The following is a 25,520-nucleotide window of genomic DNA, read 5'->3' as shown; positions in this document are numbered from 1 at the left end:
GCGCTGAACTTGGCGGGCGCGGGGCTGCGGGGCTCACCAAAACCAGAAGGTTTCAAAGCCACCCTTACTCGGTCCCGGCCTGTCACCCGCCTGTCGTCGGTTCAAGCGAAATAGCCGCATCCCCTAAAGGGGCCCCTCGGCGATTTAACTTGCCCCGCCGCCCTGCGCGCGACCGTTTGGTCCCAAGCAAGGGCGGCTCCGAAACCAGAGTTTTTAGGCAAAGGTCCGTGCGAAGGTGCTGCGGTAGGTGGCGCGCAGATCGGCAAGCAGGGCGGACGCGCTGCCGAAGCTGACCTTTTCACCACCGAAGGCGCCGACTTGGGTGACCGGGATGCCCGCGTCTTTACCTGCGGCGATCAGGGTCTCGGCAGCTTCGGCGGTGCAGGCGATGAGATAGCGGGCTTGGTCTTCGCCAAAGAGGATGGCGGTGTCGTCGCTCTCAACCTCAACGCCGATGCCGGCTGTTTCGGCCAGTTCAAAAGCGGCGAGCGCGAGGCCGCCATCGCCAAGGTCCGTGCAGGCGGAGATATGCGCGGCTTGGGCGCGGACGAATTCGCCGTGGCGGCGTTCTTTGTCGAGATCGACCTGCGGCGCGTCGCCCTCGCGGCGACCCATGGCTTCGGCCAGAAGCGCGGATTGGCCCAGGTGGCTGCCTGCCTCGCCGATCAGCAGGGCGACATGACCTTCGCGTAGTTGGTTGTGAATGACCCCGTCGATGTCGTCGATCAGACCCACGGCGCCGATGGTCGGTGTCGGTAGGATGCCTTTACCATCGGTTTCATTATAAAGCGAGACGTTGCCAGATACGATCGGCATGTCGAGCGCCGCGACCGCCGCGCCGATGCCTTTGATCGCGCCGACGAGCTGACCCATGATCTCGGGTTTTTCGGGGTTGCCGAAGTTGAGGTTGTCAGTCGTGGCCAGTGGTTTGGCACCTACAGCGCAGAGGTTGCGGTAGGCTTCGGCCACGGCTTGTTTGCCGCCCTCGGTCGGGTTGGCTTTGACATAGCGCGGGGTTACGTCAGAGGTGAAGGCCAGCGCCTTGTTGGTGCCGTGGACGCGGACGATACCAGCGCCAAGACCGGGCAGGCGGAGGGTGTCGCCCATGACCATCGTGTCATATTGCTCATAGACCCATGCTTTGGAAGCGTGGTTCACAGAGCCGATCAACGCGCGCAGACCTTCGATCGGATCAATGGTCGGCGCCTCTGTCAGAGGGGCGGCGGCGGGCGTTTCGACCCAAGGGCGGTCGTATTCGGGTGCAGTGGAGGCCAATTTCGACAGAGGCAGGTCGGCTTTCACCTCGCCGTCGAGGCAGATGAGGAAGCGGTCCTCGGGCAGGGTCTCACCGACGATGGCGAAATCGAGGTCCCATTTGTCGAAGACGGCTTTGGCCTCGGCTTCAAGCTCGGGGCGCAGGACCATCAACATTCGCTCTTGGCTCTCGCTGAGCATCATCTCATAGGCGGTCATATGCGGCTCGCGCGTCGGCACTTTTTCAAGGTCGAGGCGCACGCCGAGGCCGCCTTTGTCGCCCATTTCAACCGCCGAACAAGTGAGGCCCGCAGCGCCCATGTCTTGGATCGAGATCACGGCACCCGTGGCCATCAGCTCAAGCGTGGCTTCCATCAGGCGTTTTTCGGTGAAAGGGTCGCCGACTTGGACGGTGGGGCGTTTCTCTTCGATGGTGTCGTCGAATTCAGCCGACGCCATAGTTGCGCCGCCGACACCGTCGCGGCCGGTTTTCGCGCCGAGATAGACCACCGGCATCCCGACACCGGAGGCGGCGGAGTAGAAGATCTTGTCGGCATCCGCGAGGCCCGCTGCAAAGGCGTTGACCAAACAGTTGCCGTCATAGGCCGCGTCAAAGCGCACTTCGCCGCCCACGGTGGGGACGCCGAAGCAGTTGCCATAACCACCGATGCCTTCGACGACACCATGCACCAACTGGCGCGTCTTGGGGTGGTCGGGGCGGCCAAAGCTGAGCGCGTTCATCGCAGCGATCGGGCGCGCACCCATGGTGAAGACGTCGCGCAGGATGCCACCGACGCCGGTTGCAGCACCTTGGTAGGGTTCGATGTAGGAGGGGTGGTTGTGGCTCTCCATCTTGAAGACCAACGCTTGACCGTCGCCAATGTCGACGACGCCCGCGTTCTCGCCGGGGCCGCAGATCACTTGGGGGCCGTCGGTGGGCAGGGTGCGGAGCCATTTCTTGGACGACTTGTAGGAACAATGCTCGTTCCACATGGCCGAGAAGATGCCCATCTCGGTGTAGTTCGGCTCGCGCCCGAGGATGTTGACGACCTCGTCGTATTCCCTAGGCGTGAACCCGTGGCTGGCGATGAGGTCAGGCGTGATGGCTGGATCTTGCATGGAAATTCCCCGACTGGCGCGTTTGCGCCCTCATACAAGGGGGATTGCCGGGGGGGAAGGGGGTTTGCACCCCTTGGGGCGGAAAGACGTCAGCCACCCCAAAAGCATGGGCAAAAAAAAGGCCGAGCTAAAAGCTCGGCCAAGTCCAACAGGGAGGTATGAAGCGACGCGCCCTCGGGCTGTCAATCTTCATAACGAGCAAATAAGAGGCAGTGCTGCTCAGATCAAGGCTATTTAACATGGCAAGTCATCATGGCCGCTATGCGTTTTCTGCATGGCTGGGCCGGGTTAGGGACGGTCTAGCTCTCGCCCTCGGTGCGCTCACGCCACTGCTTGCGGTAGGTAATGATCTCTTTTTGAACGAAATCTTTGAAAGCCGCCACGCGTTTGGACTGCCGCAGTTCTTCTGGGTAGGCGAGATAGACCGGCACTTCGGCGGATTCAATGTCTGGCATCACTTGCACGATATCGGGGAAATCCTGAATCAGATAGTTAGGCAGCACACCAAGGCCAAGGTGGTGGACCACGCCCTGCAAGACGCCAAAGTAGTTGTTGACCGTTAGCATTGAGCGCAGGTCGAACATCATCAGTTCTTTGACCAGTTGCAGGCCCGCGCCGACTTGATCGCTGTCGGTGTTCTGGCAGATCAAACGGTGATCGGCCATATCTTCGAGCCGTTTTGGGGTGCCATGGGTCTTGAGGTATTCGGGGCTGGCGTAGAGCCCCATGCGCACGGACATCAGGCGCTTGCGGATCAGATCGGCCTGGCTTGGCTCTTTCATGCGGATCGCGACATCGGCCTCGCGCATGGGCAGGTCAAGCACGCGCTCTTCAAGCATCAGATCGACTTTGAGGTCGGGGTATTGCTCATAGAGTTTGGGCAGGCGCGGGGCGAGCCAGAGGGTGCCGAAACCGGTTGTGGTGGTGACACGCAACTCGCCAAAGACCTCTTCTTCGCTGTCGCGGATACGCGCGGCGGCGGCGTCGAGCCGTTTGGCCATGGCCGAGGTTGCGTCGAACAGAAGCTCGCCCTGTTCGGTCAGGATCAGCCCGCGCGCGTGGCGGTGGAAGAGGTTGGTGTTCAATTGCTCCTCAAGTCCGCGAATCTGCCGGCTGACAGCGGATTGCGACAGATTCAGCTTGTCACCCGCATGGGTCAGTGACCCTGCATCCGCGACCGCGTGAAAAATTCTCAGTTTGTCCCAATCCATGACGCGTACTTTCCTTGCCCAGCCTTTCTCCTATCTTAATAACAGGGAGAAAACAGCACAAAGCATCGCATCGCGCGATGCCGCAGCGGAAAACCTGCTATACAGGTCAGCAAGTGTGACCTATATAGGGGCAAATGACGCAAGACTGACGTGCTAGGGAGGCCCGCCATGACAACGCAGAAGATTTCACTCAACGACCGTTTCGACCTTGAGAAAAGCCCGGTGCTGCTGAACGGCACGCAGGCGCTGGTGCGGCTCATGATGATGCAATCGGCCCGCGACAAGGCGGCGGGGTTGAATACGGCAGGCTATGTGACCGGCTATCGCGGCAGCCCACTGGGCGCGGTGGACTTGCAAATGCAGCGGGCCGAGAAGAAATTGGCCGAGCATAACGTGCGCTTTGAGCCGGGTTTGAACGAGGACCTCGCGGCGACGATGCTTTGGGGGAGCCAGCAGGCGGAACTGCGCGGCGAAGGGAAATACGACGGCGTTTTCGGCCTGTGGTACGGCAAGGGGCCGGGCGTGGACCGCACCGGGGATGTGATGCGTCATGCCAATATGGCCGGCACCTCGCCCCACGGCGGTGTGTTGATGGCGATGGGGGATGACCATACGGGCGAATCCTCCACCGTATTACACCAGTCGGAATGGGCGATGGTGGATGCCTATATGCCTGTCGTCTCGCCCGCCGGTGTGCAGGAAATCTTGGACTACGGTATCTATGGCTGGGCGCTGAGCCGGTTCTCTGGCCTCTGGGTTGGCCTGAAGACGATGAAGGACACCGTGGAGGCCACCAGTGTCGTCAACGGCGATCCGAACCGGATGAAACTGATCACGCCAGATTTTGACATGCCCGATGGCGGCTTGAGCATCCGCTTGGGCGACACGCCGCACCTGCAAGAGGCGCGGATGATCGACTACAAGCGTTTCGCGGCGGAGGCGTTTTCGCACGCCAACAAGATGGACAAACGAATGTGGGGCAAGCGCGGGGCCAAGATTGGCTTTGCGGCTGCGGGTAAGAACTGGCTTGATTTGGTCCATGCGTTGAGCCTGCTGAATATCGACGAGAACGAGGCCGAACGGCTTGGGATCACGACCTATAAGATCGGCCAGACCTTCCCGTTGGACATGCAGGGCTTCCATGAATGGGCTGAAGGGCTCGATCTGATCGTGGTTGTTGAAGAAAAGCGCAAACTGATCGAAATTCAGATCAAAGAAGCGCTGTTCAACGATACCCATCGCCGCGTCTATGGCTGGCACAAGGGTGGCGCGGGCATGGAGCATGGGGAGGAACTGTTCCCGACGCGCGGCGCGTTGGACCCGATCCTGATTGCTGAGAAAATTGGTGGTATTCTCTTGGAAGAAGGCCGCGAAACCGATGGCATCCGCGCCGGGCTGGAGGCGCTGAACGAGGCACGCCGCTCGGACAATGCTGAGGATATAGCGGCACGGTTGCCGTACTATTGCGCAGGCTGCCCGCATAACTCCTCGACCAAAGTGCCGGAAGGGTCACGCGCCTACGCGGGCATCGGCTGTCACTATATGGTGCAGTGGATGGACCGCGAGACCACCGGCTTTACCCATATGGGCGGCGAGGGCGCGAACTGGATCGGGGAGGCGCCGTTCTCCAACACCAAACACGTGTTCCAGAACCTTGGCGACGGCACCTACAACCACTCCGGCGTGCAGGCGATCCGCGCGGCCATCGCGGCGGGGACCAATATCACCTACAAAATCCTCTACAATGATGCGGTTGCCATGACGGGCGGCCAGCATAATGAGGGCGATCTCGACGCGTACCGCATCGTCGAAGAACTCAAAGCGATGGGCGTGAAGAACATCGCCGTGGTCTATGACGAGAAAGAAGATGTCGACCTCACGCGCTTCAAAGGCGTTGAAGTGCATGAGCGGGCCGAGATGCCCAATGTTCAAAAGGCCTACCGGGAGCATGAGGGCGTCAGCGCAATTGTCTATATTCAGACCTGCGCCGCCGAAAAACGCCGCCGCCGCAAGCGCGGACTGTTCCCCGATCCGGACAAGCGGGTGTTTATTAATGAGGACGTCTGTGAGGGCTGCGGCGATTGTGGCGTGCAATCCAACTGTGTGGCCGTAGTGCCCAATGAGACCGAGTTGGGCCGCAAGCGGGCGATTGACCAATCCTCCTGCAATAAGGACTTCTCCTGCCTCGACGGCTTCTGCCCTTCCTTCCTGACGCTGGAAGGCGCGAAGGTGCGTAAAGACCCCACCACAGAACTGACCATCCCCGATCTGCCGATGCCTGACCTGCCAGAAATCAACGGCACTCATAACGTCGTCATCACCGGCGTGGGCGGCACTGGCGTTGTGACCATCGGCGCGTTGCTGGCGCAGGCGGCACAATTAGATGGCAAGGGTGCGGGCATGATGGAGATGGCCGGTCTCGCGCAGAAGGGCGGTGCGGTGCATATCCATTGCCGTTTGGCTGAGCGGCCTGAGGACATCAGCGCGATCCGTGTGGCCACGGGCGAGGCCCATGCGCTGATCGGTGGCGATCTGGTGGTCTCGGCGGGCCACAAGACGCTGGGGCTGACCCGTGCTGGCCGCACCGGGGCCGTTGTGAACTCGCATCAGATTATCACCGGCGATTTCACCCGCGATACCGAATTCCAGATGCCCTACGACCGTTTGTCCTTGGCATTGGAGGCGCGGTTGAAGGACGATGTGGCGATGTTCGACGCCTCTGATCTGGCCAAAGCGGCTTTGGGCGACTCGATCTTTTCCAACATGATGATCTTTGGCGCGGCGTGGCAGCGGGGCTTGCTGCCGTTGACCTTGGAGAGCCTGCACGAAGCAATCCGCATGAATGGGGCCGCTGTTGAGCGCAATATGCGGGCCTTTGAGATTGGCCGTTGGGCGGTGCTTTATCCTGAGGATGCAAAAGCAGTCAGCCAGCCGAAAGTGGTGGAACTGCCCAAGTCGCTTAACGACAAAATCGCCTTCCGCAAGAACCATCTGACCGCCTATCAAGGCAGCGGATTGGCGAAGCGTTACGCTAAGATGCTCGACGGGATTGAAGATCGTGACGTCAAAGCGGCAGTGGCTTTGGGCTATCATAAGCTGTTGAGCTACAAGGACGAATACGAAGTCGCGCGTCTGCTCATCACCAGCCGCGACAAGGCGCGGGCTGAGTTTGACGGCGACTTTAAAATGACCTTCCACATGGCGCCGCCGCTGCTGTCCAAGATGGGGCCAAATGGCCGTCCGCAGAAACGCGAGTTCGGCCAGTGGCTCGAAGGGCCGCTGCGGGTCATGGCCAAGTTCAAGGGCTTGCGCGGCACGCCCTTTGATCCCTTCGGCTATACCGCTGAGCGCAAGATGGAGCGGGCGCTGATCAAACAATATGAAGCGGATATGGCCGAGGTGCTGCCCAAGCTGACCGATCAAACGCGTGAGGCAATTGTGGCCTTGGCGGAACTGCCCTTGCAAATTCGCGGGTTCGGGCCGGTGAAACAGGCTGCCGAGTTGAAAGCCGCCAAACGCCGCGAGGAACTGCTGGCGGTGATCCGCGCGGGTGGCACCGCAACGGCCAAGGCGGCGGAGTAATCACCTGCGAAAGTTAATCGCCCGCGACTGGGGCGCGATGACTGTGGCAAAGCGCCAGACCTACGACGGGTCTGGCGCTTTTGTTTTGGCTGGTGATGCTTAGGTGACAGGTGGACGTGGTCGCCCTGCGGAACATGCCACGGCGCCCATGGATTTCCCTGCCAAAGCCTCTTATGAGTCTCCTGAAGCCGGGCAGGTCCGGCCCCAGTTTAGGTGACAACGAACCATGGCAGTTGGTATTTTCGATTCCGGTCTCGGCGGGCTGACCGTTTGGGCCAAGGTGCAAGAGCGTCTTCCTGACGTCGATTTTGTCTATCTCGCTGACAGCGCCCATGCGCCATACGGCGTACGCAAGCCGGACGATATATATGAGCTGACCTGCGCTGCGGTACAGCGGTTGTTCGATGCGGGCTGTGATTTGGTCGTTCTGGCCTGCAACACGGCATCAGCGGCGGCGCTGCGGCGGATGCAAGAGACCTGGGTGCCGCGCGATAAGCGCGTGCTGGGCGTCTTTGTGCCACTGATTGAGGCAATGACCGAGCGGCAGTGGGGCGACAACTCCCCGCCGCGCGAGGTTGCGGTGAACCATGTGGCGCTTTTTGCCACGCCCGCCACAGTGTCGAGCCGCGCTTTCCAACGCGAATTGTCCTTCCGCGCCATTGGCGTAGACGTCGAAGCGCAGGCCTGCGGCGGCGTGGTGGATGCCATCGAAGAGGGCGATATGATCCTTGCCGAAGCGCTGGTGCGCAGCCATGTCGATGCGCTCAAACGAAAAATGCCAGAGCCGGATGCCGCCATTCTGGGGTGCACCCATTACCCCCTGCTGCAAGAGGCATTTCAGGCCGCACTCGGGCCGCAGGTTCAAGTGTTCTCCCAAGCGGAATTGGTGGCAGAGTCGCTCGCGGATTACCTTGAGCGGCGTCCTGAAATGATCGGCAAGGGCGAAGCGGCATTCCTCACCACCGGCGATCCGGCCCGTGTGAGCGACCGTGCCACGCAGTTCCTGCGACGTCAGATCACCTTCACCGCCGCCTGAGCCTGCTGTAATTACCGTCCGAACGAGGGGCAAACCATGACCCAGAACATCGCAATCCTTGGCGCTTCCGGCTATACCGGGGCAGAGCTTATCCGGCTTGTTGCTGGTCATTCGTCAATGCGCATTGCCGCTTTGGGCGCGAACTCCAAGGCGGGTCAACGCATGGCTGACGTTTTCCCACATTTGCGGCATCTTGACCTGCCTGCGTTGGTCACGATCGACGAGATCGATTTTTCGCAGATTGACCTGTGCTTCTGTGCTCTACCGCATAAGACGTCGCAGGAGGTGATCTCGGCGCTGCCGAAGGACCTGAAGATCGTTGACCTCTCCGCCGACTTCCGCCTGCGCGACCCTGAGGCTTATGAAAAATGGTACGGCAACGCCCATGCCGCGGTCGAGCAGCAGAAAGAGGCGGTCTACGGTCTGACCGAGTTCTACCGCAAAGAAATCGCCGCCGCGCGGTTGGTGGCGGGCACCGGGTGCAATGCAGCCACCGGGCAATTTGCTCTGCGCCCGCTGATCGCTGCAGGCGTGATTGATCTTGATGACATCATACTAGACCTGAAATGCGCGGTATCCGGGGCGGGGCGCTCGCTGAAAGAAAACTTGCTGCATGCGGAGCTGAGCGAGGGGTATCATGCCTATGCGCTCGGCAGCACGCACCGGCATTTAGGCGAGTTCGATCAGGAGTTCTCCGCCATTGCGGGTCGGCCCGTTCAGGTGCAATTCACCCCGCATCTTGTGCCAGCAAACCGGGGTATTCTGGCGACCTGTTACGTTAAGGGTGACGCGCAAGCCATTCATGACACTCTGAAAACCGCATATGCCGAAGAACCCTTTATCAAAGTGCTCCCCTTGGGCGAAGCCCCCAGCACGCGGCATGTGCGCGGCTCGAACTTTTGCCATATCGGCGTCGTGGCGGACCGTCAGGCCGGCCGCGCCACCGTGGTCGCGGCGCTCGACAATCTGACCAAAGGCTCCAGCGGGCAGGCGTTGCAGAACGCCAATCTGATGCTGGGGTTGGATGAAACCGAGGGGCTAATGATGGCTCCGCTCTTCCCATGAGGGCGTTATGAAAAGCCTTAAGAAACAACGTCGCATCCAGATCATCGCAGTGGCAGCCGTTGCACTGGTGCTGTCGACCGCGCTGATCGGCTATGCGTTACGGGACGGTATCAACTATTTCCGTGCGCCGAGCCAAGTCATCGCAGAGCCACCCGGACCGACAGAGGTGTTCCGCATCGGGGGACTGGTCGAAGAAGGCTCGCTCAAACGCGGGCAGGGTGAGTCGATCCGCTTTTCTGTCACCGATGGCGGCGCGTCTGTGCCGGTCGTATTTACTGGCGTGCTGCCGGATCTTTTTGAGGAAAACCAAGGGATGGTCGGGACCGGGCGCTATGTGAGCGGCGTCTTTGTAGCCTCTGAAATCCTTGCCAAACACGATGAAACCTACATGCCCAAAGAGGTGACGGATGCGCTGAAGGCGCAGGGTGTCTACCGCGAGGGCGATAGCTGATCTAGCTCTGCTGCGCACGTTGCGCAGACGGTGTGTTAACCGTTCCTCTTCAGCCTGTTCTAGCGCAGAACAGGAGGGCAGAGATGCAGTCAGTCAAAGAGATCGCCCAAGCAATTGTCGCCCGCGAGGGCGGGTTTGTGAATGACCCGGACGATCCGGGCGGGGCGACGAATTTTGGTGTCACCATTCACACAATGCGGCGGCTGGGGCTGGACCTGACCGGAGATGGGCAGGTCGATCTCTCGGACGTGCGCAGCCTGAGCCAAGCCCAGGCGGTGGATATTTTTATCAAACATTACTTTGACGCACCGCTGATCGCGGAACTGCCTGAGCCGCTTCAGGCGAGCGTCTTTGATATGTATGTGAACGCCGGGAGCAACGCCGTTAAGATCCTGCAACAGCTGCTACGAGAAATGGGTCACGATATCGCTGTCGACGGCGCTATTGGCCCCCAGACCATACGCGCCGCGCATGGGGCGCTGCGTGCCGCGCCAGATCATCTGGTCGATGCCTACGGTATTGCCCGGCGCAATTACTATTTCCGTCTGGCCGACCGCCGCCCCGCAAGCCGCAAATATGCGCGCAATCAGGCGGGGGGCAAAGGTGGTTGGATCCGTCGGGCCGAAGAGTTTATCGCACCGCAATATCATATGACACCGGCGGCATTCGTGCAGAGGGTGGCAGCATGGGGTTGATCGAACGTATCTTTACAATGGTTTTCGGCGGCGAGCGTAACATTGTGCGCGACACCGTCGAAGTGTTCCGCGAAAACGCCGAAGCGAGCGCAGAGCGTGCGCATACTGTTCAGGGTCAAGCCATGGCGCAATATGGGGCGGAGTTCGCCGTGGCGCGGCAAGGTGGATTTGACCGCTTTATGGATGGGGTTAACCGCCTGCCGCGCCCGATGTTGGCGCTTGGCACCTTGGGGCTGTTTGTGACGGCGATGATCAATCCACTGTGGTTTGCCGAGCGTATGCAGGGCATCGCCTTGGTGCCAGAGCCGCTCTGGTGGCTCTTGGGCGTGATCGTTTCCTTCTACTTTGGTGCCCGGCAACAGGCCAAGGCACAGGCGTTTCAGCAAGCCATCGTCGGGACGATCACGCGGGTGCCGCAGGTGGTCAACAATATCGAAGCGCTGCGGACGCTGAGGACCGATACCCCGCAGGTCGCGAACACTGGAAAAGACAGCCGTCTGACCCTTGCCGCATTGGAGCCCTCCGACAATCCGGCACTCGATGCATGGCGTCGCAGCCGGGCGTTAGCTGCGACCGATTGACCATCTTCCCCGCGTAATTTGGCATGGCTTAGGGGGCGCTGGCCCCCTATAGTTCGGCCCATGATTACAGAACTTGGACATTTCGCGCTGGTGCTCGCTTTTGGCGTGGCCTTGGTACAGATGGTGGTGCCGATGTGGGGCGCATGGCGCGGCCGTGCGAGTTGGATGGCGGTGGCCGAGCCTGCGGCAGGCGCACAGTTTGCCCTGATCGCGCTGAGCTTTGGCGCGCTGATGTGGGCCTTTATCACCTCGGATTTCAGCTTGCGTCTGGTGGTGGCCAATAGTCACTCGGCCAAGCCGATGCTCTATAAAATCAGCGGCACATGGGGCAACCACGAAGGATCCATGCTGCTTTGGGTACTGATCGTGGCACTGTTTGGTGCTATGGCCGCTTGGTTCGGCGGCAATTTGCCGCCGCGTTTGCGGGCGCGGGTGCTCTCGGTTCAGGCGGCGATTGGGGTGGCGTTTTTGGCGTTCATCCTTTTTACCTCCAACCCGTTTTTGCGCATGGGCACGCCGCCTTTTGACGGGCAAGACCTGAACCCGCTGTTGCAAGACCCCGGTTTGGCCTTCCACCCTCCCTTTCTTTACCTCGGCTATGTCGGCCTGAGCATGTCGTTTAGTTTCGCCGTCGCAGCGTTGATCGAAGGCCGTGTGGACGCGGCGTGGGGCCGTTGGGTTCGGCCTTGGACACTGGCGGCTTGGGTGTTTTTGACCATCGGCATCGCGCTTGGCTCGTGGTGGGCCTATTACGAGCTGGGCTGGGGTGGGTTCTGGTTCTGGGACCCGGTCGAGAATGCCTCCTTCATGCCGTGGCTCTTGGCCGCCGCGCTGCTGCATTCGGCCATTGTGGTCGAGAAACGCGAGAGTTTGAAAAGCTGGACGATCCTTCTTGCGATCTTGGCGTTTGGCTTTTCGCTGATCGGGACGTTTATCGTGCGCTCGGGCCTGCTGACCTCGGTTCACGCCTTTGCCAATGACCCTGAGCGTGGGGTCTTTATCCTCGCGATCCTTGGTTTTTTCACAGGTGGCGCTTTGGTGCTTTATTCGATGCGCGCCAGCGTGTTGGAGGCCAAGGGCGTCTTTGGCCTGCTAAGCCGTGAGACCGCGCTGGTGGTGAACAACCTGCTGCTGGCGGTGGCCTGTTTTGTGGTCTTCGTCGGCACCATGTGGCCACTGGTCGCTGAGATGTTCCTTGACCGTAAGCTGAGCGTGGGGCCGCCTTTCTTTAACGCTGCGTTTACTCCTTTCATGGTAGCGCTCGGGCTGATCCTGCCGATTGGCAGTGCGATGCCGTGGAAACGGGCCAAGATCATGCGCGCCCTTTATCCGCTGCGCTATGCCTTCGTTCTTGCGCTGGCGCTCGGTGGGCTGGCCTTTGCCATGCAGAGCGGGCGTGGGCTTTTGGGGCCAATCGGTATGTTCCTTGGCGCCTGGCTGGTCATGGGCACGGTTGTTGACCTGATGCAGCGGTTGGGCCGCGGGCCGGGCAAGCTGCGCCGGTTGCGGCGTCTTCCGCGTGCGGATTGGGGCAAAGCCACAGCGCATGGCGGCCTTGGTGTGACCATGGCGGGGATCGCGGGGCTGATGGCTTGGGCGGTGGACGACATCCGCGTGGCGCAGATCGACACACCATTTGACGTCGGCAGCTACACGCTCACGCTGAACGAAGTGCGTGAAGAGCGCGGTCCAAACTACCTCACCACCATCGCAGAACTGACTTTGGCACAAGACGGCGCGAAAATCGCGACCCTGCGACCCGAGAAACGTTTCTACCCGGTGGCGCAGATGCCCACCACTGAGGCGGCGATCGACTACAACCTCGCGCGGGACGTCTATGTGGTTATCGGCGACGCGCAGGATGGCGGCGGTTGGGCCGTGCGGACCTACATCAAGCCGATGACGAACTGGATCTGGATCGGCTGCGCCTTAATGGCCCTTGGGGGACTGCTGAGCCTTAGTGACCGGCGCTTTCGGGTGGCCGCAGGGGCGCGCAAACAGCCCGAAGGGGTGCCTGCGGAATGAAACGACTGCTGCTGATCCTGACCCTACTCGCCAGCCCCCTCTGGGCGGTCCAGCCTGACGAAGTGTTGGACGATCCTGCCTTGGAAGCCCGCGCACGCGAGTTGAGCCAAGGGCTGCGCTGCCTCGTTTGCCGGAACGAAAGCATTGATGAGAGCAACGCGAGCCTTGCCCGTGACCTGCGCCTTTTGCTTCGCGAACGTTTGGTGGCGGGCGACAGTGATGAGGAGGCAGTCGATTTCATCGTTGGCCGCTACGGCGAATATGTCTTGCTCAATCCGCGTGCCACCGGGGCGAACTGGTTGCTTTGGGGGGCAGGGCCGCTGATGCTCTTGCTGGCTGGTGGGCTTGGGCTGGTCTATCTTCGAGGTCGCGCAGGCGGCAAGGCGGCGACAGAAGCGCCGCTTAACGCAGAAGAAGAGGCCCGGCTGCGCGATATTCTCAATCGCTGACGCGCAGTTCTTCTGGTCGCGCCGACGGGCTTTGCTATGCTGCGGCCAAGCAAATATCGAGGTATCCTGATGAGCTATGAAACGATCACCTATGCGCTGAACGATGGCATCGCATTGATCACCCTCAACCGCGCGGACAAGATGAACGCGCTGACCACGCAGATGCGGGCTGAGATTACCCAAGCGGTGACGCAGGGTGGCGAGGAAGGGCGCGTTGTCGTGCTGACCGGGGCGGGACGCGCGTTTTGCTCGGGGCAGGATCTCGGGGATCGGGCAGGCGGCGCTGCCATCGATCTTGAGCAAACCCTTGACGAGGAATATGCGCCGATGCTGCGGGCGATCGTCAACTGTCCGGTGCCGACCATCGCCGCTGTGAACGGCGCAGCGGCGGGCGCGGGGGCTAATCTAGCCTTGGCCACGGATGTGGTTTTCGCCAGCGAAAGCGCGTACTTCATGCAGGCATTCACCCGCATTGGGCTGATCCCAGACGCGGGCGGCACCTATGTCTTGCCGCGCCAAATGGGCATGGCAAAGGCCATGGGGGCCGCGCTTTTCGCAGACAAGATCACCGCGCAGCAGGCCGATGACTGGGGCATGATCTGGCAAGCGGTGCCCGATGCGGAGTTTGATGCGCATTGGCGGGCGAAGGCCGCGCAGTTGGCGGCAGGGCCGACAGCAGCCTATGCCGAAGCAAAACGGGCGATCCGGGCAAGCTGGGACAACGGTTTTGAGGATCAATTGACGCTGGAGGCCAAAGCCCAAGGGAAATGCGGCAAGTCGCATGACTTCATGGAGGGGGTCAGGGCGTTTACTGAAAAGCGTGCGCCAAAATTCGAAGGACGCTAAGGGCTAGCAACTGCGTTCGACGAGCAAAACATCTTTTGCCGAAGGCGCCGGGCCACCGGCCCGCGCCACCACCGCCACAGCGACACCATCCGCCAGAACGGTATGCACCGACCCCGACACGCGCCGGATGGTGATCTTGGGCGGCCTTTGTCCCTTGTCGTAGACCACGGCGATTTGATCGCAATCATGCTGTGTGTCCGGCACCAGCGCGCCATGCGGTGCCGGTACGTCGCCGGAGGAGGGCTGCGTCAGGCCAACCGCGCAGTCCCAGCGAAGCCTCTTTGTCCGATCTAATACGGCCATAGCGCAATCCTTGGTGTTGAGGCGGCATTCGCCACTGCGGGTTTATCGAGTCCGGGTAAGCTGCCATAGCGCCGCCACAGGATTGCCCGCGAACACTGCAACAATGCGACCCCGGAAAGAGGCGTTAAGCTTAACGGTAACGGGAAGTTGTGAATCGGGTCAAGCGGGCGGAATTATTGTAAACCAGCGCGCAACAATGCCTAAAATTAGCCTTATTTTGGCAGGCGGTGTTTCGAAACTGGCAAAACGCTTGGAAACATTCGCGCTTTTCCGGGCGGATTGCGGAAAGCTTAACTGTTAGGCCCGTGCACCTGCGATTCGTGCAGGGCAGGGCGCCACGTCTGATTGTCGCCGTGGTGGCAACAACGGTTTAAGACCGCTTAAAAAAAGCGCCGCCAAAACGCGAAACGCCCCGCGTGGCGGGGCGTTTGTTTGTTCGGTATCAATGCCGTTCAGCGGTTCTCGATATCCACATAATCGCGGGAATCTTCGCCAAGGTACAGCTGGCGCGGACGGCCGATTTTCAGTTGCGGATCGCTAATCTGCTCTTTCCACTGCGAAATCCAGCCAACGGTCCGCGCGAGCGCAAAGATCGGCGTGAACATCGATGTGGGGAAGCCCATGGCTTCCAAAATGATGCCCGAATAGAAATCGACGTTGGGGAAGAGTTTCTTCTCGGCGAAATACGGATCTTCAAGCGCCTGTTTTTCGAGTTCCTTGGCAACCTGAAGGATCGGATTGTCCTCGACCCCCAAAAGCTCCAGAACCTCATCCGCGCTTTCTTTCATCACGGTGGCGCGGGGGTCGTGGTTTTTGTAAACGCGGTGGCCAAAACCCATCAGACGGAAGGGATCGTTCTTGTCCTTCGCGCGGGCGATGAATTCGGGGATACGGTCAGGTGTACCGATTTCCTTGAGCATTTCGAGGCAGGCTTGGTTCGCCCCGCCATGCGCCGGGCCCCAAAGGCAGGCAATGCCGGCAGCAATGCAGGCAAATGGGTTCGCACCGGAAGAAGACGCCAAACGCACGGTCGAAGTCGAAGCGTTCTGCTCGTGGTCGGCATGGAGGGTAAAGATCCGGTCCATCGCACGGCTCAGGATCGGATTAACCTCATATTCCTCGGCAGGGACCGCGAAACACATGCGCAGGAAGTTTGACGCGTAGTCCAGATCGTTGCGCGGATAGACGAACGGCTGACCGATCGTGTACTTATAGGCCATCGCAGCGATTGTCGGCATCTTGGCGATCAGACGGATCGAGGCGACTTCGCGCTGGTGCTCGTCCGTAATGTCGGTGCTATCATGATAGAAGGCCGACATCGCGCCAACCACGCCCACCATAACGGCCATCGGGTGCGCATCGCGGCGGAAGCCACGGAAGAAATACATCATCTGCTCATGCAGCATGGTGTGATTGGTCACCAGACGCTCGAAATCCTCGAGCGCCTTGGGGGAGGGCAGCTCACCGTAGAGCAGCAGGTAGCACACTTCGAGGTAGTGCGATTTGCTCGCCAACTGTTCAATCGGATAGCCCCGGTGCAGCAGCACGCCCTTATCTCCGTCGATAAAGGTGATCGTGCTGTCGCAAGCGGCAGTTGAGGTGAAGCCGGGGTCATAGGTAAAGACGCCAGCCTGCGCATAGAGCTTGCGAATGTCGACAACATCAGGCCCATCGGTCGGGCTGTGGATCGGCAGATCGAAGCTCTGTTCATCAATCGTCAGCGTTGCGGTCTTGTTTTTATTGGTCATGAAGTCCCTTCCCGAATGTTGGCTGCGAGGTAGGCCCCGCCGTCTGGGCTAGGCCCCGCAAAAGAGGGCCGACCCGGTCACTTATATCGTGCTGCCTTGAGAAGTGGTTAACCAAACTTCACGTGGCGGCGTCTGTCAGTCGGGCAAGGGTTTCATCGCGCCCCAGCACCAACATCATGTCAAAAACCGATGGGGTGACTGCCCTGCCAGCAAGTGCCGCCCGAAGCGGACCCGCCAGCTTGCCGAACTTGGTGTCATGCGCAGCAGCAAAGCCGTTCAGCACCTCCTCCAGCGTTTCCTTGTTCCAGCTAGCATTTTGCAAATGCGGCGTCAATTCCGACAGTATGCCACGGGATACCGTATCAAGATTTTTGCTGGCCTTCTCATCCGGCTCGATGGGGCGGCTGGCCAAAATAAAGGCTGCCTTTTCAAGAAGTTCCGGGAAGGTCTTCGCGCGATCCTTCAGGCAATACATCGCCCGTTCCAAGCCGTCGGCTTGCGCTTCCGTAAGGGCAGCTTTGCCAGCGGCATCCAGATAGGCTTCAATTTCGCGCCGCAGTGCGGCATCATCAGCCTGTGCAATGTGCTGACCGCAAAGGTTTTCCAGTTTCTTAAGGTCAAACTGCGCGGGGCTTTTGCGGATGCCATCAAGGTCAAACCACTCTTTCGCCTGAGCATCGGTAAAGAACTCGTCATCACCGTGGCTCCAGCCCAACCGCGCGAGGTAGTTGCGCATGCCAGCGGCGGGAAAGCCCATCACCTGATATTCCTGCGCGCCCAAGGCGCCGTGACGTTTCGAAAGTTTCTTGCCATCCGCGCCGTGGATCAGCGGGATATGCGCCCAGACTGGCACGTCCCAGCCCATCGCTTCATAAATCATCATCTGTCGCGCGGCGTTGTTGAGGTGATCGTCGCCCCGGATCACATGGGTCACGCCCATGTCATGGTCATCGACCACTACCGCCAACATATAAACCGGCGTGCCGTCCGAGCGTAGCAAGATCATGTCATCCAACTGGTCGTTGCGGATGGTGACATCGCCCTGCACCTGATCCCGGATCACGGTGGTGCCTTCGAGCGGCGCCTTGATACGGATGACATAGGGGGCATCCGGATGGTTCGCCGGATCCGCATCGCGCCAGGGGGAGCGATACAGCGTGCTGCGGCCCTCGGCCTTGGCCGCATCACGAAACGCGGTGATTTCATCTTGCGAGGCAAAGCATTTGTAGGCCTTGCCTGCGGCCAGCAATTCCTGCGCGACGGCGGCATGACGCGGGGCGTTCTCGAACTGGCTGACGATCTCGCCGTCGTGGTCCAGCCCCAACCACGCCATCCCTTTCAGAATCGCCTCGGTCGCCTCCGGGGTCGAGCGCGCGCGGTCTGTGTCCTCAATCCGTAGCAGAAATTTCCCACCACGCCCGCGGGCGTAGAGCCAATTAAATAGGGCCGTACGCGCGCCCCCGATGTGCAAAAACCCGGTGGGCGAAGGGGCGAAACGGGTCACAACAGGGGCGTTCATGGCAAGGCCTTTCGGTCAGAAATATGAATGGCGCAGGGTGGTGTTTACCATTTGCTAACCACAGACACCCTAGCATTTCAGCCTGTCTACCCAGTGCGATCCGCGGGGGCAAGCGTGGGGCTATTGATCCAGATACGCGATATGATGCTGCGCCAACGCGGGCATCTGTTCAATTGGGTGCCGGTTTGTCTCGCGGTCGGGATCGGTTGGTATTTTGCGCTGCTGGAAGAGCCTTCGCTGCAAATTCTCGCCGCGGTAGCTGCGGGAGTTGTGGCGCTCACACTATTGAGCCGGCGGTTGCCCGAAGCCGCGGCCCCGCTTGCCCTTGGCGTGGCGCTGGTGCTGAGCGGGTTGATGCTGGCCGCAACACGCGCGCATTTGGTTGCAGGGCCAGTCCTCGGTTGGCGCTATTACGGCCCTGTGGAGGGGCGTATTGTGGCGCTGGACCGAAGCCAATCTGACGCGCCGCGTGTGACGCTGGATCAGGTCCGGCTTGATCGCGTACCGCCTCAGCGAACCCCGGACCGTGTGCGCGTGTCATTTCATGGAAAAATCGAAGGGATCGTGCCAAAGCCGGGTTTCCGCGTGATGACCACGGCACATTTGCTGCCCCCGAGTGGCCCGGTCGAACCCGGCGGTTTTGACTTTCAGCTCCAAGCTTGGTTCGCGCAGCTGGGAGCTGTCGGCTATACCCATGCGCCGCTGCTGGGGGTGAAAGCGGTTGAGAGGGGGGGGGACAGAATTGCTGTTGTTTCGCTTGCGCATGGCGGCTTCGACGCGCGTGCGGGGAGCGCTCCCGGGCGACGTCGGCGGTATCGCTGCCGCCATTACAACCGGAGACCGCAGCGCTATATCCCAAGACGCCCTGCGCGACCTGCGCCACAGCAATCTCGCGCATCTTCTGGCGATTTCCGGCCTTCACATGGGGCTGCTGAGCAGTGTCGTCTTTGCCGCCATCCGGCTGTTGTTCGCGCTGCACCCGTTCACCGCGATGCATCTGCCGAGCCGCAGCATCGCAGCGGCGGTCGCTCTGGTGGCGGCAACTGGCTATCTCGCCCTGTCAGGCGGGAACGTCGCCACTGAACGCGCCTATATTATGGTGGCTGTGGCCCTTTGCGCCTTGATGATCGGACGCCGTGCAATATCGCTACGCGCAGTGGCCGTGGCGGCAACCATAGTTCTAATCCTTCGGCCCGAGGCGCTTTTGGGACCGGGATTTCAAATGTCCTTTGCCGCCACTACGGGTCTGGTCGCGGTGTTCAGTTGGATACGCGATGCGGAGGCAAACTTAATTCCGCGCCGGTTGCGCCCGGTGGCGGCGGTTGTCCTCTCGTCGGCGATCGCCGGTGCGGCCACTGCACCAATCTCTGCCGCGCATTTTAATACGCTTGCGCATTATGGGTTGGCGGCAAACCTGTTGTCGGTCCCGCTGATGGGCATTTTGGTGATCCCCGCCGCAGTGATCGCATTGCTGCTTGCCCCCTTAGGTTTGGAAAACATCGGGCTTTGGGCGATGGGCTTAGGACTGCACTGGATACTTGGCGTTGCCGAAATCGTCGCCGCGCTGCCGGGCGCACAGGGACATGTCACAAGTCCCAATTCTTGGGTCTTACCGCTGCTGACACTTGGGTTTCTGCTATTGGTCCTGTGGCAAGGACGGCTGCGGTGGAGCGGGGCTCTGATGATGACGGCTGCTCTAGTGCTGTGGCAAGACAATGACCGGCCCGATGTCTTGATCGCGGACAACGGAACACTGGTGGGCGTAATGACGCTTCAAGGCAGGGCTCTGAGCAAATCAAAGGGCGCTGGCTTTATCGCACGCAACTGGCTGGAAAACGACGGGGATGGGGCGGATCAAATCCGGGCCGCGGCCCGGTGGACGGCTGCAAAGCGCAGCTTGCCCATCATCCACCTGTCCGGAAAACACGCCGTCGCTCAATTCACAGGCTGCAAGTTCGAACAGCTGGTGGTGGCTTCAGTGCCCATGGATAAGGACCGCTCCTCTGACTGCGCTGTCTATGACCCACCGCGCCTGCGCGTGACAGGTGCGGTGGCCTTACATCAGACATCTCAAGGCTGGCACGTCGTGACAGCGCGAGAACTGGCTGGGAACCGACTATGGAACCGTCAACGTAAAAGAGGCAGAGACGATCAGTAGGTTCTAATCAGCCCAACCAATCGCCCCTGTACCTTGACCTTATCGGATGGCAACACGCGCGTCTCATAAGCTGGATTAGCCGCTTCCAATGCGACAGAGGAGCCCTGACGCCGGAATCGTTTCAGCGTCGCCTCCAAGTCCTCGACCAGTGCCACAACGATATCCCCGTTATCGGCCACCGATGTCTCGCGGATCACGACAATATCGCCATTGTTAATACCCGCTTCGATCATCGAGTCGCCCTGAACCTCAAGCGCGTAATGCTCTCCTTGACCTGCGATCATCCCGCCGGGCACGGTCACGTTGTGAGACGTTTGCGAAATTGCCTCAATCGGAACACCCGCCGCGATACGGCCCATAACTGGCACGTCGAACGCATGCTGCGTCGAAACATTACGGGCAGCGGCAGGGGGGGCAGTATCAGGACGATCGCCATCAATCACCCGAGGCGCAAACCCCGGAGCGCCTCCAAGACTCTCTGGCAATTTGACCACTTCTATTGCGCGCGCACGGTGCGCCAGACGTCGAATGAAACCACGCTCTTCCAAGGCGGTAATTAACCGATGGATGCCGGATTTAGAGCGCAGATCCAAAGCCAACTTCATCTCATCAAAACTCGGCGGGACACCGTCGCGCTGCACTCTCTTATGAATAAAAGCCAACAAATCGAGCTGTTTCTTAGTCAGCATATGCGCCCCCTGATGAATTCTGCCTTTTGTTCTATGGACGTTCCCGTTTTGTGTCAATACCCAACAATCAAAGCGGGAAACACTTTTGCATTTCACCCGCTTCGCGAGGGGGATCATGAGGCGGACGGACCATTAGAACATCGGCGGTCGAAAGGACTGATAAAAGTGAGGAATCCTGACGGTCATCAGGAAAAACTTTGCCCTCACGCAGGGTTGCACGCATGTAATGTGCTCGGGGGCCATTTGACCCGAGATCTCGACCAAGTGGCGCATCAAATCCTTCGGGATGCACAGCTTCGACCCCCAAGAGCCGCTGCAACATCGGCAACACGAAGACTAAGCCGCAAACCATTGCAGACACTGGATTTCCCGGCAAGCCGATCATTGCAGCGGCGCCCAGTTTGCCAGCCATCAGCGGCTTGCCGGGGCGCATGGCGACTTTATAGAAAGATTGCTCCAACCCAAGCTCGACTGCGACGGGGGCCACAAGATCATGATCACCCACTGAAGCACCGCCAATGGTTACGATTAGATCGGCACCCGCAGCCAGCGCGAAAGCTTGTTTAAGCGAGGCTTCTGTATCCCGCGCGATGGGGAGAATACGCACGTCAGCGCCTGCGTTTTCGAACATCGCGGCCAAACCGTAGCTGTTTGAGGCAATGATCTGGTCGGGTCCGGGAGTCTCGCCCGGTTGGACAAGCTCATCCCCGGTGGCAAGGATTGCGACAACGGGTTTGCGCGTGACAGGCACAACAGCGTGGTTCATGGCGGCCAGCAGAGCGATATCTGCGGGTCTTAGCAAACGCGGCGCGGTCAACTGGTCGCCTTCTTTGAAATCCCCACCTGCCGGTCGAATATTATCTTTTGAATCAATATTGTGGCCAAGAGTAATGAGGTTGCCACGCCGCGTAACATCTTCTTGTATGACGACGAAGTCAGCACCTTCAGGGATCGGTGCGCCGGTAAAAATCCGTACCGCTTGACCAGCGCGCACCGTCCCCGAAAAACTGTGTCCAGCAGCGGACTCGCCGATGACCTTGAACATCGCATCTGGTTCTACCTCGGACCGGCGCAGCGCATATCCATCCATGGAAGAGGCGGCAAAGGGCGGTTGGGTTCGGCGGGCGGTCAGGGTCTGTGCAAGCACCCGACCGTTTGCCGCGCGCAGAGGCACGTTTTCGAAAGGAAGGGGGGAGACGAGGTCAAGAACGGCGCTTAGCGCCTCTTCGACGCTAATCATGGCGCTTCGTAACGGCCTGATTTTCCGCCGTCTTTCAGCAAAACCCGCGTGCCGCCGATTTCCATTTCCTTGTCAACGGCCTTGGCCATATCGTAAACCGTTAAGGCAGCCACGCTTGCGGCTGTGAGCGCTTCCATCTCTACGCCCGTTTGGCCGGTTGTCTTGACGGTTGCTGTGATCCGCACGCCCGGCAGATCGGCATCGGGTGTCAGGTCAACGCTCACCTTCGTGATGGGCAACGGATGGCACAGAGGGATCAGATCCGCGGTGCGTTTTGCGGCCATGATCCCGGCAAGTCGTGCCACACCCATGACATCACCCTTTTTAGCACGACCTTCGGTAATGATTTCAAGTGTTTCCTGCGCCATCTTAATGTGACTTTCGGCGCTGGCAATACGAGACGTGACAGGCTTTTCGGACACGTCAACCATATGGGCATCGCCCTCGGCGTCAAAGTGCGTTAGGGCCATTACATCCCCCCCGGGGCCAGCGGATTGGCCAGCAAATCGCGGGTGGCCTGTTCAACGTCTTCCTGTCGCATCAGGCTTTCGCCGATCAGGAAACAACGGGCCCCATAAATCGCCATATCGGCAAGGTCGGCGGGGGTGTTGAGCCCGGACTCACACACCAGCATCCGGTCATGCGGAACCGCTTCGGACAGTTGACGTGTTACATCAAGAGACGTCTCGAAGGTATTGAGGTTGCGGTTATTAATGCCGATCATCCGGCTGGTAAGCTTCTCTGCCCGGGTCACTTCTGCCGCATCATGCACCTCGATCAGCGCGTCCATGTTCCATTCATGCGCAGCCTGTTCAAGCTCGGCCGCTTGGGCGTCTGAAACCGAGGCCATGATGATCAATATGCAATCGGCCCCCAGGGCCCGTGCTTCGGCTACCTGATAGGGATCGTAAAGGAAGTCCTTGCGCAGGACGGGCAGATCACAGGCCGCGCGGGCCTCGACCAAGAACTCTTTCGCGCCCTGAAAACTTGGCGTGTCAGTGAGGACCGACAGGCACGTCGCGCCGCCCGCGGCATAGGCTTGGGCCAAAGCGGCTGGTTCGAAATCGTCGCGGATCAAGCCTTTGGACGGGCTGGCTTTTTTAATCTCGGCGATCAAGCCATATCCCTCGCGCGACGCTTCATGAAGCCGTTGGGCAAAGGGGCGCACAGGTGAGGCGGCACGCGCGGCAGATTCGACGTCAGCCAAGGGTCTTTCGGCCTTGGCTGCGGCTATTTCTTCCAGTTTATAGGTTTTGATCTTTTCCAGAATTGTGGCGGTCATGGCATCCTCACGGCTTTGCCCATTGTATGGCGGGCTTGCCGTGATGCTGCAACCAATCATTGACCTTGGAGAAGGGACGAGAGCCAAAGAACCCGCGATGTGCCGAGAGCGGTGAGGGGTGTGGGGTCTCGATTTTGAGATTTCTTCGCGGATCGACCATGCGTGCTGCCTTTTGGGCCTGCGCACCCCAGAGCAGATAGGCACGCGGGGTGTCAGACAGGCGCTCCAACACATCTTGGGTCAGATTTTGCCAACCCAGCTTTGCATGGCCGTTGGGCTCGCCTGCAGGCACGGTCAGGACATTATTCAAGAGCAGCACGCCCTGATCGGCCCAGAATCGCAGATCAGCGGTTTGGGGTCGGACATCAAAGTCAGCTTGTAACTCTTTGTAGATATTCGCTAACGAACGGGGCAGGGGCTGTGTGTCGGGTTCAGCGGAAAAGGCGAAACCATGGGCGTGGCCGGGCGTCGGGTACGGGTCTTGGCCGAGGATCACCACCTTAACTTCGTCGGGCGGGGTGCGTTCTAGCGCGGCAAAGATCTGTGGTGCGGGCGGCAAAATCTCGCGCGGATCGTCGGCAAGTGCCTTGGCGATGCGCGGCCAGTCTTGGTCAAAAAACGGCAAAGCGCCCCATGCGCCAAGTTTTGGGCGCGGGGCGGCTGTCATTTTTCGTGGCTGATCCGAGCGACCTTTTCAACCCGGTCCCGCGCAGCACCGCTGTCGATGCTCTCTCGCGCCATTTCGACGCCGGTTTTCAGGTCCGCGGCGGCGTCAGCCACGACCAAAGCCGCAGCCGCGTTAAGCAGCACCGCATCACGGTAGCCGGACGGCGCGCCCTCCAGCAAGGCCGCAAAATGTTTGCTATTTTCTTCTGGGGCGCCGCCTGCGATGGCTTCGAACGGATGGACCGGAAGGCCCGCATCTTCGGGGTGTAACTCACGCATCTGCACGACGTCGTTCTCTAGGGCCGCGACCCAGCTTACGCCGGTGATGGTTAATTCGTCGGTTCCGTCGGAGCCATGTACCAGCCATGCTTTTTCCGACCCAAGCTTCTTTAAGGTCAGCGCCATCGGCTCGATTAAGTCGCGGGAATAAGCGCCGGTCAGCTGCCGTTTCACCCCGGCGGGATTGGTGAGCGGGCCGAGGATGTTAAAGATCGTGCGGGTGCCAAGTTCGGAGCGGGTGGGCATTACATGGGCGACGGCAGGATGGTGCATGGGCGCCATCATAAACCCGATCCCGGCTTCTTGTAGTTCGCGTTCCACAACGCCTGGGCCGACCATGACATTGATCCCCAATTGGGTCAGCGCGTCTGACGCGCCGGATTTCGAACTGAGGTTCCGGTTGCCATGTTTTGCCACGACGGTATTCGCGCCCGCGACCACAAAGGCCGCAGCGGTGGAGATATTCAGCGTCCCTTTGCCGTCTCCGCCTGTACCGACGATGTCGATCGCCCCTTCGGGCGCATGAACGGGATTGCATTTGTGGCGCATCACTTGAGCGGCTGCGGCATATTCCGTCACCGTCTCCCCCCGCGTGCGCAGCGCCATGAGAAAGCCGCCGATCTGACTGGGCGTCGCCTCGCCATCGAACAGGATTTCAAAGGCTTCAACGGCCTGGTCAGATGTCAGCGGCCCATTGGCGGCAGCGTCCAGCAGGGGTTTTAATGCGCTACTCATGCCGGGACCTTCATCTCATTCAGGAAGTTTTGCAGCAGGGCGTGGCCATGCTCGGAGCGGATCGATTCAGGGTGAAACTGCACGCCATGCAACGGCAGTTCGCGGTGTTGCAGCCCCATGATCGTGCCATCCTCAAGCGCCGCAGTCACCTCAAGACAATCGGGCAGGCTGGCGCGTTCAACCACCAGCGAATGGTAGCGCGTGGCGCCAAAGGGCGAAGGCAGCCCCGCAAAGACGCCTTTCCCTTGATGTTGCATTTGTCCCAGTTTGCCATGCACGATGTCATCCGCACGCACGACCTTGCCGCCAAAGGCTTGACCTAAAGTCTGGTGCCCCAGACAGACGCCCAAAAGCGGCAGCCGGGCTTGGGCTGCGGCATGGGTCAGCTCTAGGCAAATGCCCGCCTGATCCGGGTCGCAAGGACCGGGGGACAGCAAGATCCCCGCAGGGTTCAGCGCCATCGCATCGGCCACGCTCAGCGCGTCATTGCGGTGCACCTGCACATCCGCACCGAGGCTGCCAAGGCAATGGACAAGGTTGTAGGTAAAGCTGTCGTAGTTATCGATAAGCAGCAGCAAGGGGCAGCC

General features: G+C 60.1%; 22 protein-coding genes and 1 pseudogene. 11 read left to right on the top strand and 12 right to left on the bottom strand.

The annotated features are described in order from the left end of the window. Nucleotides 1–213: 213 nt before the first annotated feature. Together purL and HTT03_RS04165 are read right to left on the bottom strand one after the other, a co-directional pair. A complete protein-coding gene (purL, locus tag HTT03_RS04170; RefSeq protein WP_174858603.1) occupies nucleotides 214–2,373 on the bottom strand; it encodes a phosphoribosylformylglycinamidine synthase subunit PurL in 2,160 nt (719 codons plus the stop codon). Between the two features lie 299 nt (nucleotides 2,374–2,672). Beyond that, nucleotides 2,673–3,584: a LysR family transcriptional regulator gene (locus tag HTT03_RS04165; RefSeq protein ID WP_174858602.1), complete on the bottom strand. Its 912-nt coding sequence runs from the start codon at nucleotides 3,582–3,584 to the stop codon at nucleotides 2,673–2,675. A gap of 168 nt (nucleotides 3,585–3,752) precedes the next feature. Here HTT03_RS04165 and HTT03_RS04160 point away from each other — a divergent pair, with 168 nt between their 5' ends. The 9 genes from HTT03_RS04160 to HTT03_RS04120 all read left to right on the top strand — a co-directional run bounded on the left by HTT03_RS04160 (nucleotide 3,753) and on the right by HTT03_RS04120 (nucleotide 14,314). Further along, nucleotides 3,753–7,166 carry an indolepyruvate ferredoxin oxidoreductase family protein gene (locus HTT03_RS04160; RefSeq protein ID WP_174858601.1) on the top strand — a complete coding sequence of 1,138 codons (3,414 nt, stop codon included), beginning with the start codon at nucleotides 3,753–3,755 and terminating at the stop codon, nucleotides 7,164–7,166. Between the two features lie 226 nt (nucleotides 7,167–7,392). Next, nucleotides 7,393–8,202, top strand: a complete 810-nt coding sequence (gene murI, locus HTT03_RS04155; RefSeq protein ID WP_174858600.1) for a glutamate racemase — start codon at nucleotides 7,393–7,395, stop codon at nucleotides 8,200–8,202. A gap of 36 nt (nucleotides 8,203–8,238) precedes the next feature. Further along, nucleotides 8,239–9,267, top strand: coding sequence for an N-acetyl-gamma-glutamyl-phosphate reductase (gene argC, locus HTT03_RS04150; protein ID WP_174858599.1), 1,029 nt, complete (start codon nucleotides 8,239–8,241; stop codon nucleotides 9,265–9,267). A 7-nt stretch (nucleotides 9,268–9,274) separates the two neighbouring features. Next, a complete protein-coding gene (ccmE, locus tag HTT03_RS04145) occupies nucleotides 9,275–9,718 on the top strand; it encodes a cytochrome c maturation protein CcmE (protein WP_174858598.1) in 444 nt (147 codons plus the stop codon). An 83-nt stretch (nucleotides 9,719–9,801) separates the two neighbouring features. Then, on the top strand, nucleotides 9,802–10,413 hold the full coding sequence (locus HTT03_RS04140; protein ID WP_174858597.1) for a holin-associated N-acetylmuramidase: 612 nt from the start codon (nucleotides 9,802–9,804) through the stop codon (nucleotides 10,411–10,413). Next, complete coding sequence (locus HTT03_RS04135; protein ID WP_174858596.1) at nucleotides 10,404–10,994, top strand: holin family protein; 591 nt, start codon at nucleotides 10,404–10,406, stop codon at nucleotides 10,992–10,994. Before HTT03_RS04140 ends, HTT03_RS04135 begins: the two co-directional genes overlap by 10 nt. A gap of 60 nt (nucleotides 10,995–11,054) precedes the next feature. Continuing rightward, nucleotides 11,055–13,019 carry a heme lyase CcmF/NrfE family subunit gene (locus tag HTT03_RS04130; protein ID WP_174858595.1) on the top strand — a complete coding sequence of 655 codons (1,965 nt, stop codon included), beginning with the start codon at nucleotides 11,055–11,057 and terminating at the stop codon, nucleotides 13,017–13,019. Continuing rightward, nucleotides 13,016–13,468: a cytochrome c-type biogenesis protein gene (locus HTT03_RS04125; RefSeq protein ID WP_174858594.1), complete on the top strand. Its 453-nt coding sequence runs from the start codon at nucleotides 13,016–13,018 to the stop codon at nucleotides 13,466–13,468. Before HTT03_RS04130 ends, HTT03_RS04125 begins: the two co-directional genes overlap by 4 nt. A 69-nt stretch (nucleotides 13,469–13,537) precedes the next feature. Beyond that, nucleotides 13,538–14,314 carry an enoyl-CoA hydratase-related protein gene (locus HTT03_RS04120; RefSeq protein ID WP_174858593.1) on the top strand — a complete coding sequence of 259 codons (777 nt, stop codon included), beginning with the start codon at nucleotides 13,538–13,540 and terminating at the stop codon, nucleotides 14,312–14,314. 3 nt (nucleotides 14,315–14,317) lie between these two features. On the opposite strand, the gene HTT03_RS04115 is transcribed toward HTT03_RS04120, so the two are convergent. The 3 genes from HTT03_RS04115 to gltX all read right to left on the bottom strand — a co-directional run bounded on the left by HTT03_RS04115 (nucleotide 14,318) and on the right by gltX (nucleotide 17,884). Further along, nucleotides 14,318–14,617 (bottom strand): hypothetical protein, encoded by a 300-nt coding sequence (locus tag HTT03_RS04115; RefSeq protein WP_174858592.1) that lies wholly within the window; start codon nucleotides 14,615–14,617, stop codon nucleotides 14,318–14,320. Nucleotides 14,618–15,069: 452 nt separating this feature from the next. Continuing rightward, the gene (locus tag HTT03_RS04110; RefSeq protein WP_174858591.1) at nucleotides 15,070–16,365 is read right to left on the bottom strand and encodes a citrate synthase; all 1,296 of its coding nucleotides are present in this window, start codon (nucleotides 16,363–16,365) and stop codon (nucleotides 15,070–15,072) included. Nucleotides 16,366–16,483: 118 nt separating this feature from the next. After that, on the bottom strand, nucleotides 16,484–17,884 hold the full coding sequence (gene gltX, locus HTT03_RS04105) for a glutamate--tRNA ligase (protein ID WP_174858590.1): 1,401 nt from the start codon (nucleotides 17,882–17,884) through the stop codon (nucleotides 16,484–16,486). 27 nt (nucleotides 17,885–17,911) lie between these two features. Between gltX and HTT03_RS18875 the strand changes: the two are divergent. Then, a pseudogene (locus HTT03_RS18875) lies at nucleotides 17,912–18,502 on the top strand (hypothetical protein); the annotation flags it as partial. A gap of 163 nt (nucleotides 18,503–18,665) precedes the next feature. After that, nucleotides 18,666–20,042 (top strand): ComEC/Rec2 family competence protein, encoded by a 1,377-nt coding sequence (locus HTT03_RS04100; protein ID WP_343035682.1) that lies wholly within the window; start codon nucleotides 18,666–18,668, stop codon nucleotides 20,040–20,042. Here HTT03_RS04100 and lexA read toward each other — a convergent pair. The 7 genes from lexA to HTT03_RS04065 form a co-directional block, all read right to left on the bottom strand. After that, nucleotides 20,036–20,731: a transcriptional repressor LexA gene (gene lexA, locus HTT03_RS04095; RefSeq protein ID WP_174858589.1), complete on the bottom strand. Its 696-nt coding sequence runs from the start codon at nucleotides 20,729–20,731 to the stop codon at nucleotides 20,036–20,038. The genes HTT03_RS04100 and lexA overlap by 7 nt on opposite strands. 67 nt (nucleotides 20,732–20,798) lie before the next feature. Next, nucleotides 20,799–21,971, bottom strand: a complete 1,173-nt coding sequence (locus tag HTT03_RS04090; RefSeq protein ID WP_174858588.1) for a molybdopterin molybdotransferase MoeA — start codon at nucleotides 21,969–21,971, stop codon at nucleotides 20,799–20,801. Next, nucleotides 21,968–22,441, bottom strand: coding sequence for a cyclic pyranopterin monophosphate synthase MoaC (gene moaC, locus HTT03_RS04085; RefSeq protein ID WP_174858587.1), 474 nt, complete (start codon nucleotides 22,439–22,441; stop codon nucleotides 21,968–21,970). The genes HTT03_RS04090 and moaC overlap by 4 nt, the downstream gene beginning before the upstream one ends. Continuing rightward, nucleotides 22,441–23,253 (bottom strand): indole-3-glycerol phosphate synthase TrpC, encoded by an 813-nt coding sequence (gene trpC / locus HTT03_RS04080; RefSeq protein WP_174858586.1) that lies wholly within the window; start codon nucleotides 23,251–23,253, stop codon nucleotides 22,441–22,443. Before trpC ends, moaC begins: the two co-directional genes overlap by 1 nt. Before the next feature lie 7 nt (nucleotides 23,254–23,260). After that, complete coding sequence (locus HTT03_RS04075; RefSeq protein WP_174858585.1) at nucleotides 23,261–23,920, bottom strand: uracil-DNA glycosylase; 660 nt, start codon at nucleotides 23,918–23,920, stop codon at nucleotides 23,261–23,263. Next, on the bottom strand, nucleotides 23,917–24,933 hold the full coding sequence (gene trpD, locus HTT03_RS04070) for an anthranilate phosphoribosyltransferase (protein ID WP_174858584.1): 1,017 nt from the start codon (nucleotides 24,931–24,933) through the stop codon (nucleotides 23,917–23,919). Before trpD ends, HTT03_RS04075 begins: the two co-directional genes overlap by 4 nt. After that, nucleotides 24,930–25,511, bottom strand: coding sequence for an anthranilate synthase component II (locus tag HTT03_RS04065; RefSeq protein ID WP_174858583.1), 582 nt, complete (start codon nucleotides 25,509–25,511; stop codon nucleotides 24,930–24,932). Before HTT03_RS04065 ends, trpD begins: the two co-directional genes overlap by 4 nt. Between the last annotated feature and the right edge of the window lie 9 nt (nucleotides 25,512–25,520).

The sequence above is a fragment of the Sulfitobacter maritimus genome (assembly GCF_013346665.1).
Classification (GTDB): Bacteria; Pseudomonadota; Alphaproteobacteria; order Rhodobacterales; family Rhodobacteraceae; genus Sulfitobacter; species Sulfitobacter maritimus.
The sequence above is the reverse complement of the archived record's forward strand: the minus strand, read 5'-3'. Positions and strand labels throughout refer to the sequence as shown.

What these genes read in the sequence shown, in the direction of transcription:
- purL (WP_174858603.1), bottom strand. Translation starts at nt 2,373, where the DNA reads ATGCAAGATCCAGCCATCACGCCTGACCTCATCGCCAGCCACGGGTTC.
- HTT03_RS04165 (WP_174858602.1), bottom strand. Translation starts at nt 3,584, where the DNA reads ATGGATTGGGACAAACTGAGAATTTTTCACGCGGTCGCGGATGCAGGG.
- HTT03_RS04160 (WP_174858601.1), top strand. Translation starts at nt 3,753, where the DNA reads ATGACAACGCAGAAGATTTCACTCAACGACCGTTTCGACCTTGAGAAA.
- murI (WP_174858600.1), top strand. Translation starts at nt 7,393, where the DNA reads ATGGCAGTTGGTATTTTCGATTCCGGTCTCGGCGGGCTGACCGTTTGG.
- argC (WP_174858599.1), top strand. Translation starts at nt 8,239, where the DNA reads ATGACCCAGAACATCGCAATCCTTGGCGCTTCCGGCTATACCGGGGCA.
- ccmE (WP_174858598.1), top strand. Translation starts at nt 9,275, where the DNA reads ATGAAAAGCCTTAAGAAACAACGTCGCATCCAGATCATCGCAGTGGCA.
- HTT03_RS04140 (WP_174858597.1), top strand. Translation starts at nt 9,802, where the DNA reads ATGCAGTCAGTCAAAGAGATCGCCCAAGCAATTGTCGCCCGCGAGGGC.
- HTT03_RS04135 (WP_174858596.1), top strand. Translation starts at nt 10,404, where the DNA reads ATGGGGTTGATCGAACGTATCTTTACAATGGTTTTCGGCGGCGAGCGT.
- HTT03_RS04130 (WP_174858595.1), top strand. Translation starts at nt 11,055, where the DNA reads ATGATTACAGAACTTGGACATTTCGCGCTGGTGCTCGCTTTTGGCGTG.
- HTT03_RS04125 (WP_174858594.1), top strand. Translation starts at nt 13,016, where the DNA reads ATGAAACGACTGCTGCTGATCCTGACCCTACTCGCCAGCCCCCTCTGG.
- HTT03_RS04120 (WP_174858593.1), top strand. Translation starts at nt 13,538, where the DNA reads ATGAGCTATGAAACGATCACCTATGCGCTGAACGATGGCATCGCATTG.
- HTT03_RS04115 (WP_174858592.1), bottom strand. Translation starts at nt 14,617, where the DNA reads ATGGCCGTATTAGATCGGACAAAGAGGCTTCGCTGGGACTGCGCGGTT.
- HTT03_RS04110 (WP_174858591.1), bottom strand. Translation starts at nt 16,365, where the DNA reads ATGACCAATAAAAACAAGACCGCAACGCTGACGATTGATGAACAGAGC.
- gltX (WP_174858590.1), bottom strand. Translation starts at nt 17,884, where the DNA reads ATGAACGCCCCTGTTGTGACCCGTTTCGCCCCTTCGCCCACCGGGTTT.
- lexA (WP_174858589.1), bottom strand. Translation starts at nt 20,731, where the DNA reads ATGCTGACTAAGAAACAGCTCGATTTGTTGGCTTTTATTCATAAGAGA.
- HTT03_RS04090 (WP_174858588.1), bottom strand. Translation starts at nt 21,971, where the DNA reads ATGATTAGCGTCGAAGAGGCGCTAAGCGCCGTTCTTGACCTCGTCTCC.
- moaC (WP_174858587.1), bottom strand. Translation starts at nt 22,441, where the DNA reads ATGGCCCTAACGCACTTTGACGCCGAGGGCGATGCCCATATGGTTGAC.
- trpC (WP_174858586.1), bottom strand. Translation starts at nt 23,253, where the DNA reads ATGACCGCCACAATTCTGGAAAAGATCAAAACCTATAAACTGGAAGAA.
- HTT03_RS04075 (WP_174858585.1), bottom strand. Translation starts at nt 23,920, where the DNA reads ATGACAGCCGCCCCGCGCCCAAAACTTGGCGCATGGGGCGCTTTGCCG.
- trpD (WP_174858584.1), bottom strand. Translation starts at nt 24,933, where the DNA reads ATGAGTAGCGCATTAAAACCCCTGCTGGACGCTGCCGCCAATGGGCCG.